This is a genomic window from Castellaniella sp. GW247-6E4 (genome assembly GCF_040276065.1).
GTDB lineage: Bacteria > Pseudomonadota > Gammaproteobacteria > Burkholderiales > Burkholderiaceae_B > Castellaniella.
In genome coordinates, this window is the sequence record NZ_JBELOI010000010.1 from 1 (window position 1) to 12,701 (window position 12,701).

A 12,701-nucleotide genomic window follows, 5' to 3' on the forward strand; every position below is an offset into this window, starting at 1 on the left:
CATCCCGCGTCCCGGCGGTGCGCGTCAACCGCTCAAGATAGTTGTCGTCCACCGCTCAAGATAATTGTCGTCGTCCATTCTCCATTGCTGCGCTGATGGCTGCTCGGATTCTGCCCTGATCTCCATCAGCAAGGGAATCGCCCTCGCAATCCACGAAAAACGAGAGAACCTCTCCGCATGCATCCTTGTATATGCCCGACACATCGGTAAAGTGCTTCTCCAGCCAGTCCAGTTGCTCCGCATCCTTCCTCAGCGCCTGTATCTCAGGTGATTGCAGGACGGCTTGTTCGACACGATCAATTGCTGCCATGACGCCCAGTTTTTCATGGTGAATAGCCTGGGCAATCTTCATCTTGTCGCGGTCCGACAGCACGGTTTCAGTGGTCATGATTGGGTTCCTGTACTCACTACCAAGCCCGCCAAGCCATCACCGGCCGCTTAGTTTTCTTGTTCAGCACGACGGCGCCGGCCTTGTCGACCTTCGTGTCGCGCACCATCACTTTCAATCGCGCCGCCCGGGTCGTGCGGTTCGCCAGATCAATCCAGTCCTCGCAATACTGCGGGGCAGAGAAGGGGGACGAGATCTGCCGGGCGCGGCCCTTTGTGAAAATCCGTTCGGCTTCACTGGCGCGCCACGCCTCGATTTCCTCGGACGTCAGGCGGTGGTCACCTTGGCTCCGGGGGGGGGGCTCTTTTTGGCTGCCAGAGCTTTTGCCAGCGGCTCGGTCATGCCGAATACGCAGAATGCGGACATGGGGGGTCTCCTGATCCGTCAAAACGGTATTGGGTTGTGGTGCTGCGTGAACTCAACATCGACCCGCTTTGCGACGCCTACCGACTGCAGGACAACGAATTCCCGCCCAGTGTTCTGAGCTGCCAATCGCTTTGCCTCGGCGACGGCGGAATCGAGGCTGGTGTGCTTGTGTTGCGGCGTGCCACCCTGTGGGCACCAGACCATCCAAAATCCTTCATCCATCTTGTTCTCCTATTCGTTGTCACACCCACTTAAACCCGGGTGATATATGTGTTAAAAAGGATTTGTTCCCATTCAGGGGATCAAAGGAGGTCGCCATGACCAAAATTTTGAACGCCCCTGATTCCAGTGCCGATAGCAAGTAATCCTTGTGATTCGTGTCAGCAACTAGGGGGGATAATGCGGTGGCTCGGGAGAGGAAATCCCTCTCAGCCAAGCTCGGGCAACGAGAAATCCTCGTCACCTTGCTTCCGGGAATCTAAGTGTGTGCTGAGCGCGCAATCCGTTGTACGCTGGATGCTTAGAGCCATCGTTTGAGTAGACGGCCAGGCCGGGAAATCCCCGATCTGGCTTTTTTGTTGCTTGCGCACCCTTGTTCGCTTCCGTAAGCCCCCGGATGAAGGCTTGCCAAAGCGGCCTGTTGCCAGGCCCTTGGTTACTGCTCACCCCAGTTGCACAACACCCTGCTTAGCAGGCTTGCAATGGTGGTGGATTCCGGACTGCTCCCGGTGGTCATCTGCTCAGATACCCGCCTCTGGCTGATTACAGGCGTTCCAATTCCCCCGAATTCGACGGAATTGGAATCCCCGGCTGGCTGCTGTGCTGCGTCTTTATCAGGACATCAGCGCCTGGCCGGCTTTCATGGGTTTGTCTTCTGCCCCCATGCAGTCGGGCAGCCGCGCAATCGCTCAACCTGCCCACACACAGGACGCACAAGCATAAGGGGCCGACGCCCTTGAAGCCAGCAACGAAGAACCGCTATCTGGCCACCATCCGCACGATGCTGAACATGTGCGTCACCTGGGGCTGGATCGTGCGCGCCCCGCACTTGCCGGCCATGAAGGAGCCCAAGCGCCGCATCCGCTGGATCACACATGAGCAAGCCCAGAGGCTAATCGAGGCGATCCCGCAGCAATGGTTAAGGGGCGCCTGCATCCTCGGTTTTGCCACGGGCATGCGCGAGGATGAGCTGTACGGCCTGGAATGGCCGCAGATCAACTTGCGGAATCGGTCAGCATGGGTCGAAGGCGATCAGGCGAAGTCGGGCCGCGCGCGGGCGATCCCGTTGAATGCCGACGCTCTGGCCGTGCTGAAAAGGCCACAGCGCAAGGATGGCTACGTCCTGACCCGCAACGGCAAGCGCATCAACGGCGGCGACGACCGGATGTTCGCCAAGGCGTGCGCGGACGCGGGGATCAAGAATTTCCGATTCCATGACATCCGACACACCTGGGCAAGCTGGCACGCCCAAGCCGGAACTCCTCTGCTGGTGCTGCAAAAGCTGGGCGGATGGGAGACGTTGGAGATGGTGATGAAGTACGCGCACCTGGCGCCCAGCCACCTGGCCGACCACGCGGACGCGGTCACGTTTTGGTCACACGATCCCGAAGCGGAAAAAGAAAACGGCAACCAGGATTGCGCCCTGGATGCCGTATCAGCTTGATTCTATTGGTATTCTGGCGGAGAGGGTGGGATTCGAACCCACGGTACGGGGTTACCGTACGCCTGATTTCGAGTCAGGTACATTCGACCACTCTGCCACCTCTCCGGGTACGACGCATTGCGAGTCGAGTCGCGCATCTTAGCATAAATCGAGAGCCTCGGCCCCGCGCCGGCGGCCGGGGCGCCCTCACCCCGTTCGCTATGTGGAGATCCGCTCGAGCCCGCCCATATAGGGCCGCAGCGCCTCCGGCACGACGATGCTGCCGTCGGCCTGCTGGTAGTTTTCCAGCACGGCGACCAGGGCGCGGCCTACCGCCAGCCCGGACCCGTTCAAGGTGTGCAGGTATTCGGGCTTGGCCTTCGGGCCTTCCGGACGGAAACGCCCCTGCAGGCGCCGCGCCTGGAAATCCAGGCAATTGGATACCGAGGAGATCTCGCGCCAGGTATCCTGCGCGGGCAACCAAACCTCGAGGTCGTAGGTCTTGGCCGAACCGAAACCCATGTCGCCCGCGCACAGCAGCACCACCCGGTATGGTAGCCGCAAGGCCTGGAGCACATGCTCGGCGTGGCCGACCATCTCGTCCAGGGCCTCCCAGGAGCGCTCGGGATGAACGATCTGGACCATCTCGACCTTGTCGAACTGATGCTGGCGAATAATGCCGCGCAGGTCGCGTCCACCGCTGCCCGCCTCGGAGCGAAAGCACGGCGTGTGCGCGGTCAGCCGCAGAGGCAGGTCGCGGGCCTCGACAATGGTGTCGCGCACGGTGCCGGTCAAAGGGATCTCGGCCGTGGAGATCAGGTATAGGTCCTCGGCCGGGCCATCGTCGTCCTCGTCGGGCGTGCTGCCCTGCCCGCCCTTGGTCACCCAGAACATGTCGTCCTTGAACTTGGGCAACTGGCCGGTGCCAAACAGCGTGGAGCCATTGACGATGTAGGGGGTGTAGCACTCGGTATAGCCGTGCTCGCCGGTCTGCAGGTCCAGCATGAATTGCGCCAGCGCGCGGTGCAGGCGCGCGATGGGGCCGCGCAGCATCATGAAGCGCGCGCCCACCAACCGACGCGCGGATTCGAAGTCCAGGCCGAAAGGCTCGGCCAGGGCCACATGGTCGCGCGGCTCGAACCCCAGGGCCGCGGGATTGCCGCTCGCATCGGCGGCGCCGGGCAGCCAGCGCCGCACCTCGACGTTGTCGGCCTCAGAGGCGCCATCGGGCACGCTGTCATGGGGCAGGTTGGGAATGGTCATGAGCCAGTCGGACAATTCCTGCTGGACCGCCGCCAGATCGTGCTCCAGCGTCTTGAGATGCTCCGGGATCGCCTGGGACTCGGCCAGGATGGCGGACGCGTCCTCACCCTTGGCCTTCAGCTGGCCGATCTGTTTGGCCAGCGCATTGCGCCGAGCCTGCAATTCCTCGGTGCGGACCTGGGCGGTCTTGCGCCGGGCCTCGAGGGCATGATAGCGGTCGGTGTCGAATGACAGGCCGCGTCGCGCCAGGGCGCCGACGACGCGCGGCAGGTCTTTGCGCAACAAATTGGGATCAAGCATGATGGTGAGCCGGGAACAGAGGGATGAGAGGGAAAGACCGTATTGTATTAAAACTGCAGAGGCATCTTGCAGGCCGCCGCATAAATGGCTGAAACGACTCGATCAACACCCCCACCCCACCCGCCCATCTCCGACCGCGTCCGCCTTATCGCCGCCGCCGGACGGTATCCACAATCCTGGAAAACGGCGGCGTTGTGACACGCCGGCTTGTCACTTATCCAGAACCACGGCGATACCCTGCGGTTGAGTATCGCCGTGGTTTGCGCCTTTGTCTGTACAGCGCATTCATCCGAATTTGAATCTACGGATGAACCGAGCAGGACACTAGACGTTACCGTCCGCCGAGGCCGGGTTGCCTGCCAGCACCTTCTCGACGCACAACCCTGCGGCGCCCCTGACGGGTTTCTCCATGTTTGCAAAGGTTACCCAGCCGCCTTTCTCAATGAAGCTGTCCTGCTTCCAGGAGTCGATCTCCTTGAGCTGCGTGACTTGATACTCTGCGTCGGGTGCGGCGAGGAAGCGGTTGGCACAAATATTGGCGGCCAGTTTGGCGACGGCATTTTGGGACGAGGTCTCAACCTGTTCCGCGGCCGTGCTGCCGGTCACCCATCCACCGACGGTGAATCCGACGACCATTGTCAAAGCGGCGACGCCTACGCTGGACCAGAACCAGATCGTCTTTGAAGGTCGGTATTGATCCAGGGCGTGCATCATTTCGTTGGACATGTTTATTCTCCTCGAGGTGGTGAATCACCCTTTGGCGGAACTGAAGACAGCGATCTAAAAATGACCCATCAATTCACTGCGTGAAAAACATCGACCATCGATCTCAGACTATGCCGTATTGGGTGTTCCGTTCAAAAGGGACTGATTTTCATTGTACAGAGGCGGTCACTCGTTGAAAGGCGCACTTACAACTTCGCGTCCCCAGGATTTCCCTAGGGGCGATTTCAGGCAACGACTTGTTTTTCGAGGGGCTCGCGACCGTCCAGCGCTATTTCGCATCCTCATCGAGCTTGCGCAGGAACGCCATTTTCTCGGCGATCTTGACCTCGAGGCCGCGCGGGGCAGGCTGGTACCAGGCAGGATCCGAAACACCATCGGGCAGGTAGGTTTCGCCCGCCGCATAGGCGTTGGGCTCGTCGTGGGCGTACCGGTACTCATGCCCATAGCCCAGTTCCTTCATGAGCTTGGTCGGGGCGTTGCGCAAGTGCACAGGCACCTCGCGGCTCTTGTCCTGCCGCACGAAGGCGCGCGCCTGGTTGTAGGCCATGTAGCCCGCGTTGCTCTTGGCGGCGATGGCCAGATAGATCACAGCCTGGCCCAGCGCCAGCTCGCCCTCGGGCGAGCCCAGGCGCTCGTAGGTGGCGGCCGCGTCGTTGGCGATTTGCAGCGCACGCGGATCGGCCAGGCCAATGTCCTCCCAGGCCATGCGCACGATGCGCCGCACCAGATAGCGCGGATCGGCGCCGCCGTCGAGCATGCGGCACAGCCAGTACAGCGCGGCGTCGGGGTGCGAGCCGCGCACCGATTTGTGCAGGGCCGAGATCTGGTCGTAGAATTGGTCGCCGCCCTTGTCAAAGCGGCGCGCGTTCAGCGTCAGGACCTCTTGCACGAACGCCGCGTCTACCCGGCTGGTCCCGACCGCGCCGGCGGCAATGCCGGTCTGCTCCAGCAGATTCAACAGACGCCGGGCATCGCCGTCGGCCAGATCGACCAGCGCATCAATCGCGGCATCATCCAGCTCGAGGTCCGGCAAGGCCCGAGCACGCGTACGGGCGAGAAGCTCACGCAGTTCGTCCTCGGACAGGGCCTTCAGCACATAGACCTGGGCACGCGACAGCAGCGCGGAATTCACCTCGAAGGACGGGTTTTCAGTGGTCGCACCGATGAAAGTGACCAGGCCCGACTCGGCGTACGGCAGCAAGGCGTCTTGCTGGGACTTGTTGAAACGATGGATCTCGTCGACGAACAGGATGGTGCGCCGGCCCATGGCCTGGTGCTGCTGCGCCCGCTCGATGGCCGCGCGGATGTCCTTGACGCCCGAGAACACAGCCGACAAGGCGATGAACTCGCAGTCGAAGGCATCGGCGGTGAGGCGTGCCAGCGTGGTCTTGCCCACGCCGGGCGGCCCCCAGAGGATCATGGAGTGCGGCTTGCCGGACTGGAACGCCAGCCGCAGGGGCTTGCCCTCGCCCAGCAGGTGCGCCTGCCCGACCACCTCGTCGAGGGTGCGCGGCCGCAACGCCTCGGCAAGCGGCGCGCCGGCCGCCGCGCCTCCGCCCCCGATCGTCGCCGGCGGCCCGGCTCCCAACAGGTCGCCCTGGGTCGCCATCAGTTCATCTCGACCAGATCGACGCCCGGGGGGGTCTGGAACCGGAAACGGTCCGCCGGGAGGGTGGGGTTGGCGTGGATATCCTCGAGCCCGATGTGCGAGGTCTGGCCAAAGGCGTCCAGCAGCTCGAGGCGCCGCGGCAGGCCATCGGCAAAGCCGATGTCCACATGCACGAAGCCGGCATCACCGCCTTTGGGCAGCGCGCGCAGCCACTGCAGGCCGTCGCGATCGGGCTGGGCCTGCAGGTCGAAGGAATCCTCGAGAGCGCCCGAGCCGAACAGCAAAGCGGCCGGCGAGGCACCGATCGCCTGACGCGCGCTGCGCCGGATGACCTGCCCCAGGTCGGGATCGTACTGATAGACCGAACGGCCATCCGAGACGATCAACTGCTCGTAGGGCTTGCGCACCTCCCAGCGGAACTTGCCGGGGCGCTGGAAAGAAAAGTCGCCGGACTGGGTCCGGCCCGCGCCCTGCCCGCCCGCCATGACCTGCTCGAACCGCCCGGTGGCGGTGTGCACGTCGGCAATGAAATCGCGCAGTTGCGTGCGGGCATCGGCCGCCAGCACCATCACCGGCAGACAGGCCAGCACAAGGCCGGAGAGCCACGTTTTAATCGTCATCGGAGGTATTTCCCGCGGGCGCCAGAATGTCCCGGTTTCCATTGGGTTGCATGGGCGAGACCAGGCCCGAGCGCTCCATCTGCTCGAGCAGGCGGGCCGCACGGTTGTAGCCCACCCGCAGGTGGCGCTGCACCGAGGAAATCGAGGCCCGGCGGTTGCGCAGCACGATCTCGACGGCCTGGTCATAGAGCGGATCGGATTCCTGATCGGCGAAACCGGTGACCGAGCTCACGCCGTCGCCGGTCTCGCCCTCGGAGGCGCCCTCGAGCAGGCCCTCGACATAGTCGGGTTCGCCGCCCTCGGCCTTGAGCGCGTCGACCACGCGATGCACCTCATCGTCATGGACAAAGGCGCCGTGCACTCGGGTCGGCAGGCTGGTGCCCGGCGGCTGGTACAGCATATCGCCTTGCCCCAGCAGGGCTTCCGCGCCCATTTGGTCGAGGATGGTGCGCGAGTCGATCTTGGAGGACACCTGGAACGCGATGCGCGTCGGGATGTTGGCCTTGATCAGGCCGGTGATCACATCGACGCTGGGCCGCTGCGTTGCGAGGATCAGGTGGATGCCGGCCGCGCGCGCCTTTTGCGCCAGCCGGGCGATCAATTCCTCGACCTTTTTGCCGACCACCATCATCAGGTCGGCGAGCTCGTCGATGACGACCACGATCGTGGGCAGGGTGGACAGGGGCTCGGGCGCATCGGGTGTGAGCGAGAACGGATTGGGGATGGGCGCGTCGCGCTTTTGTGCCTCGCGGATCTTGGCGTTGTAGCCCGAGAGGTTGCGCACGCCGACCTTGCTCATGAGCTTGTAGCGCTTTTCCATCTCGGCCACGCACCAGTTCAGCGCGTTGGCCGCCTGGCGCATATCGGTGACCACCGGGGCGAGTAGGTGGGGAATGCCCTCGTAGACGCTCATCTCGAGCATCTTGGGGTCGATCAGGATCAGCCGCACCTGGGTCGCGTCGGCCTTGTAGAGCAGCGACAGGATCATGGCGTTGATGCCGACCGATTTGCCCGAGCCCGTGGTCCCGGCCACCAGCAGGTGGGGCATCTTGGCCAGGTCGGCGACCACGGGGTTGCCGGCGATGTCCTTGCCCAAGGCCATGGTCAGCGCCGAGCCGCTGGCGTGATAGACCTGCGAGCCCAGGATCTCGGACAGGCGCACGATCTGGCGGCGTGGATTGGGCAGCTCGAGGCCCATCAGGTTTTTGCCGGGGATCGTCTCGACCACGCGGATGCGCACCAGGCTCAGGGCGCGCGCTAGGTCCTTGGCCAGGTTCACGATCTGGCTGCCCTTGACGCCGGTGGCCGGCTCGATCTCGTAGCGGGTGATCACCGGGCCCGCCTGCGCCGATACCACGACCACGCTGACGCCAAAATCCGAGAGCTTTTTTTCAATCAGGCGCGACGTGAACTCGATGGTCTCGGGCGATACGGTCTCGCGGGTCTCTTCGACCGGATCCAGCAGCGACAGCGCCGGCAGCACGCCGCCCAGGGCGGGATCCTCTTTGGGCGTGAACAGGGACTGCTGTTTTTCCTGCTGGACGCGCGCGGATTTGGGCACGGTCGTCACCGAGGGCTCGATGCGCACGGGCTGCTCGTGGACGAGCTGCACCTGGCGGGTCTCGACCATTTCCTGGCGCTCGGCGGTCTTGGTCGCGCCGACGCGGCGGTCCTCGTAGGCGGCCTTGAGGTCGACCAGCTTGCGAAACCCGCGCTCGATCCAGAGGCCGACCTTTTCCGAGACGTTGAGCCACGAAAAGCCGAAAAACAGGCTCGATCCCATCACGATGAAGGCCAGCAGCAGCAGGGTGCTGCCCGCGTAGCCCATGAGTTGCGCCAGCCCATGGGCCAGCAGCCGGCCGAGCTGGCCGCCCGCACCCGCCGGCAGGTGGCCGGCCCACGAGCCCATGCGCAACGCCTCGATGCCCATGCATCCCAGGAACAGCAACCCGAAACCGATCCCGACCTCCCAGCGCACGCGCGGCAGCAACTCGGGCACCGTGCTGGGCAGCACGACGCGCGTCAGACGGTAAAAACCCGCAGCCACCCGGCGCAACAGCAACAGCACCCACAGCCATGCGGAATAGCCGAACAGGAACAGCAGAAAATCGGCGACATGCGCGCCGAAGGTGCCACCGCGGTTCAGGGTCACGCCGCTGTGCACCGAATGCGACCAGGCAGGATCGGACTTGCTCCAGGTCGCGAGCACCAGGATCAGCCAACCCGCCATGGCGGCAAAAAGGATCCAGCGCGCTTCGCGCAACAATCCGGTCAGACGAGTCTGCAAGGGCGAAGGGCCATTGCGCACGTTGCGCGAGGCGCGTGAGGTCGGTGCAGGTATTCTTGCCATGGCCTCATTATAATTGCGAGGTCAACGATCAACGGATTTTCTGTGATGTCCACTGTAAAACACGCCAAAGTGATGATTCTGGGGTCTGGCCCCGCCGGCTACACCGCCGCCATTTACGCCGCGCGCGCCAATCTCTCGCCTGTGCTCATCACCGGCCTCGAGCAAGGCGGCCAACTCATGACCACGACCGATGTGGACAACTGGCCTGCCGACGTGCTTGGGGTGCAAGGCCCCGATCTCATGCAGCGCTTCATGGAGCATGCCCAGCGCTTCAACACGGAAATGGTCTTCGACACGATCGTCGGCGTGGACCTGTCCAAGCGGCCCTTCGTCCTGACGGGCGACACCGGCCACGCCTACACCTGCGATGCGCTGATCATCGCCACCGGCGCGTCGGCACAGTACCTGGGCCTGCCCTCCGAACAGGCCTTCATGGGCCGCGGCGTATCGGCCTGCGCGACCTGCGACGGATTTTTCTATAGAAACCAGGACGCGGTGGTCATCGGCGGCGGCAACACCGCCGTCGAGGAGGCGCTCTACCTGTCGAACATCTGCAGCACGGTCACCCTGGTGCACCGCCGCGACAAATTCCGCGCCGAGCCCATCCTGGTGGACAAGCTCATGGACAAGGTCGAGAACGGCAATATGCGCCTGCGGCTCTTTCACGAGCTCGACGAGGTTCTGGGCGACGACTCGGGCGTGACCGGCGTGCGGCTGCGCGAAACACGCACGGGCCAGACCGAGGACCTCGCCGTCGCCGGCGCCTTCATTGCCATCGGGCACAAGCCGAACACCGCGATCTTCGAGGGCCAGCTCGGCATGGAAAACGGCTACATCATCACCCGCAGCGGGCTGGCGGGGCTGGCCACCATGACCTCGGTTGCCGGCGTCTTCGCCGCGGGCGACGTCCAGGATCACGTCTATCGCCAGGCCATCACCAGCGCCGGCACCGGCTGCATGGCCGCCCTGGACGCACAACGCTGGCTGGAGAATGAAGGCCTATAAAGGCGGGCTGGCGGAACTCAAACGCCTGCGCGCCGAGGCTGCCACGCACACCGACCCCGCAGCGCCGCCCGCCCGGACCCGAGCCGACGCGCGCGCGACGCCTGCCCATCCACGGCCGCGGGACACGGCCGATGCGGCGCACGCCCCCGACCAAGGGCCGGCGGCCGACGCCCTGGGCCCCGCCGATCGCGCACTGTTTCGCCAAGCGGTGCGCTTCGTGCGCCCCTTGCGCGACCCCATGGCCCGAGCGCCCGGACCCTCACGCCTGGCCCCCGAGGACTGGTTGTGCGCGCGCCGCGCCCACGCCGCCGGCACTCCGGACGCGGCGCCCGCGATGGTCGTTTTGCCGGCCACACGCCAGACCCTGGTCGCCCAATACGATCCCGATGCATGCCAATTCCTGCGATCCGGCTGCGGGACCGACCTGTTGCGCGGCCTGCGGCGCGGCAAATGGCCGATCGAGGCCACGCTCGACTTACACGGCAGCACGCTCGAACAGGTGGCCGAGCGCATGGACCGATTCCTGGCCTCGTGCCTGGACCACGGCGTGCGCTGCGTGCGTATCGTCCACGGCAAGGGCTACGGCTCGCGCACGGGTGTCGCCATCCTCAAGGATGCCGTGCGCAAGCGCTTGACCCAGCTCGAGGCCGTCCAGGCCTGGGCCCAATGCGGCGAGCCCGAGGGCGGGGCCGGCGCCGTCATGGCGCTGCTGCGCCTGCCCTCCCCCACCAAGGACGTCACATGAACTGGATCATTCTGGGCCTGGCCATCCTCGCCGAGGTCATCGCCACCTCGGCCCTCAAGGCCTCGGACGGATTCACCCGCCCCCTGCCCGCCGTCGTGACCGCCATCGGCTATGCCATCGCCTTCTATCTGCTGGCGCTGACCCTGAAGACGATTCCCGTGGGTATCGCCTACGCAGTCTGGTCGGGCGCCGGCATCGTGGCGATCGCCCTGATCGGCTATTTCTTTTTCCACCAGACGCTGGACGCTCCGGCCCTGGCGGGCATCGGTCTGATCCTGGCCGGGGTCGTCGTCCTGAACGTGTTCTCGAAATCGGGCGGGCACTGAAGGCCCGCCCGGCATCAGGCGAGCGCCAGGGCGTCGGCCTCTTGCGGCATCAGGCGTTGGTAGAAATTCGGCAGCGCGAACAAGGCGCCGTGCACCCCGGCGTTGTAGTACTGCAGATCGTCGATGCCGCGCGCCTCGAGCCGCGCCGCCGCCTCGTCGGCCGCCAGGGCCACGGGGTCGAGCGTGTCGGAGGCCACGGCCAGGGACCAGTACGAGCCGTACAGGGGAATATGCAAGCCATAGCCACGCACCTGCGCAAACGTCCGAGCCAGGGCGCCGGCCAGACCCTCGACCTGGCGCGGCTCGTGGAAGGGCGAACCCAGATGCAGCACCAGCGCGCCGCCCGGAGCGAGGATCCGCCGGCACTGCGCAAAGAATTCCTCTGTATATAGGGGGCCGGCCGGCGTTTCCGGGTCGGTCAGATCCAGATACACCAGATCGTACCGCTCGGTCGTATCACGCACGAAGGCGGCGCCATCGCCGATCCGGACCGTGGCGCGGGGATCGTCCAGACTGCCGCGATGAATGCGTCCGAGATGCTGGCGCGCCACCTCTACCACGCCGCCATCGAGTTCGACCAGGGTCGCCTGCCGGACGCTGGGATGCTTGAGCAGTTCCTCGAGGGCGCCACCATCCCCGCCGCCCACGATCAGGACGCGCTGGGGGTCGGGGTGTGCGATCGCGGCGGGATGAATCAAGGCCTCATGGTAGAAGAACTCGTCCGCCTCCGAGGTCATCAGGCTGCCGTCCAGGCGCAGGGCGAGCCCCAGCTCGTCGGATTCGAGCAACTCGAGGTGCTGGTAGTCGGTGCGCTGATCCAGTATGCGCCGCGCAAAGCGAAAGCCGTAGACGCTGGTATCGTTCAGGGATTCCAGCAACAACTCGTCGCCGGTACGCACGGGGCCGTCCCGGTCGCCGCGCATGATGTGCTGGCGCTGCGATTCCCGCGCCCGGAAGGATTCTTCGAGGGCACTCATCAGGCGCTCGGCCTTATCGGAATTGTCGGCCTCGAAATTGCAGACGTAAACATCCAGCGTCACGCCACGGCGCTCGGGCCAGGTATGCACCGCCAGATGGGACTCGGCCAGCAGCAACGTTCCCGTCACCCCGCCCGGTTCACCCTGGTAATCCGGAAAGACATGCCATTTTTCGCCGACGATCGTCAACCCGGCCGCAAGCGTCGCATCGCGGCACAGGCCGGCGAGCGCCTCGGCATCGGTCATCAGCAAACCGTCACAGTCGCAGTGATAGAGATCCGCGGTAAGATGCAGGCCATGCATGGCGTGTGTGCTCCCAGTCGATATCCCACGCCAAACGCGCGGAAAAAAAACCAAGATGCGGCAAGCCGCCGCGCGAAACGG

The 12,701-nt window shown here is 64.6% G+C and carries 13 protein-coding genes and 1 tRNA gene; 4 read left to right on the top strand and 10 right to left on the bottom strand.

What is annotated here, in order from left to right; all coding sequences use genetic code 11:
- Positions 1 to 55: 55 nt before the first annotated feature.
- The 3 genes from ABS761_RS12680 to ABS761_RS12690 are packed head-to-tail and all read right to left on the bottom strand — an operon-like array spanning position 56 to position 976.
- Complete coding sequence (locus ABS761_RS12680) at positions 56 to 388, bottom strand: hypothetical protein (protein WP_350408705.1); 333 nt, start codon at positions 386 to 388, stop codon at positions 56 to 58.
- A gap of 19 nt (positions 389 to 407) precedes the next feature.
- Positions 408 to 776: a hypothetical protein gene (locus tag ABS761_RS12685; RefSeq protein WP_350408706.1), complete on the bottom strand. Its 369-nt coding sequence runs from the start codon at positions 774 to 776 to the stop codon at positions 408 to 410.
- Positions 773 to 976, bottom strand: coding sequence for a hypothetical protein (locus ABS761_RS12690; RefSeq protein WP_350408707.1), 204 nt, complete (start codon positions 974 to 976; stop codon positions 773 to 775). Before ABS761_RS12690 ends, ABS761_RS12685 begins: the two co-directional genes overlap by 4 nt.
- A gap of 733 nt (positions 977 to 1,709) precedes the next feature.
- Between ABS761_RS12690 and ABS761_RS12695 the strand changes: the two genes are divergently transcribed.
- Complete coding sequence (locus tag ABS761_RS12695) at positions 1,710 to 2,417, top strand: tyrosine-type recombinase/integrase (RefSeq protein WP_350408708.1); 708 nt, start codon at positions 1,710 to 1,712, stop codon at positions 2,415 to 2,417.
- A gap of 14 nt (positions 2,418 to 2,431) precedes the next feature.
- Here the strand turns inward: ABS761_RS12695 and ABS761_RS12700 are convergent.
- The 6 genes from ABS761_RS12700 to ABS761_RS12725 all read right to left on the bottom strand — a co-directional run bounded on the left by ABS761_RS12700 (position 2,432) and on the right by ABS761_RS12725 (position 9,264).
- Positions 2,432 to 2,522: transfer RNA gene (locus ABS761_RS12700), tRNA-Ser, on the bottom strand.
- 93 nt (positions 2,523 to 2,615) lie between these two features.
- Complete coding sequence (gene serS, locus ABS761_RS12705; protein ID WP_350408709.1) at positions 2,616 to 3,959, bottom strand: serine--tRNA ligase; 1,344 nt, start codon at positions 3,957 to 3,959, stop codon at positions 2,616 to 2,618.
- 324 nt (positions 3,960 to 4,283) lie between these two features.
- On the bottom strand, positions 4,284 to 4,685 hold the full coding sequence (locus tag ABS761_RS12710; RefSeq protein ID WP_350408710.1) for a hypothetical protein: 402 nt from the start codon (positions 4,683 to 4,685) through the stop codon (positions 4,284 to 4,286).
- Between the two features lie 268 nt (positions 4,686 to 4,953).
- Positions 4,954 to 6,294, bottom strand: a complete 1,341-nt coding sequence (locus tag ABS761_RS12715; protein WP_350408711.1) for a replication-associated recombination protein A — start codon at positions 6,292 to 6,294, stop codon at positions 4,954 to 4,956.
- Complete coding sequence (gene lolA, locus ABS761_RS12720; protein ID WP_350408712.1) at positions 6,294 to 6,914, bottom strand: outer membrane lipoprotein periplasmic chaperone LolA; 621 nt, start codon at positions 6,912 to 6,914, stop codon at positions 6,294 to 6,296. The genes ABS761_RS12715 and lolA overlap by 1 nt, the downstream gene beginning before the upstream one ends.
- Complete coding sequence (locus ABS761_RS12725; RefSeq protein ID WP_350408713.1) at positions 6,904 to 9,264, bottom strand: DNA translocase FtsK; 2,361 nt, start codon at positions 9,262 to 9,264, stop codon at positions 6,904 to 6,906. The genes lolA and ABS761_RS12725 overlap by 11 nt, the downstream gene beginning before the upstream one ends.
- A gap of 45 nt (positions 9,265 to 9,309) precedes the next feature.
- Here ABS761_RS12725 and trxB point away from each other — a divergent pair, with 45 nt between their 5' ends.
- The 3 genes from trxB to ABS761_RS12740 are packed head-to-tail and all read left to right on the top strand — an operon-like array spanning position 9,310 to position 11,340.
- Positions 9,310 to 10,269 carry a thioredoxin-disulfide reductase gene (gene trxB, locus ABS761_RS12730; RefSeq protein WP_350408714.1) on the top strand — a complete coding sequence of 320 codons (960 nt, stop codon included), beginning with the start codon at positions 9,310 to 9,312 and terminating at the stop codon, positions 10,267 to 10,269.
- A complete protein-coding gene (locus ABS761_RS12735) occupies positions 10,256 to 11,014 on the top strand; it encodes a Smr/MutS family protein (RefSeq protein WP_350408715.1) in 759 nt (252 codons plus the stop codon). Before trxB ends, ABS761_RS12735 begins: the two co-directional genes overlap by 14 nt.
- Positions 11,011 to 11,340, top strand: a complete 330-nt coding sequence (locus ABS761_RS12740; protein ID WP_350408716.1) for a DMT family transporter — start codon at positions 11,011 to 11,013, stop codon at positions 11,338 to 11,340. The genes ABS761_RS12735 and ABS761_RS12740 overlap by 4 nt, the downstream gene beginning before the upstream one ends.
- Before the next feature lie 14 nt (positions 11,341 to 11,354).
- Here ABS761_RS12740 and speE read toward each other — a convergent pair whose 3' ends face one another.
- Positions 11,355 to 12,620: a polyamine aminopropyltransferase gene (gene speE / locus ABS761_RS12745; protein WP_350408717.1), complete on the bottom strand. Its 1,266-nt coding sequence runs from the start codon at positions 12,618 to 12,620 to the stop codon at positions 11,355 to 11,357.
- Positions 12,621 to 12,701: the final 81 nt, after the last annotated feature.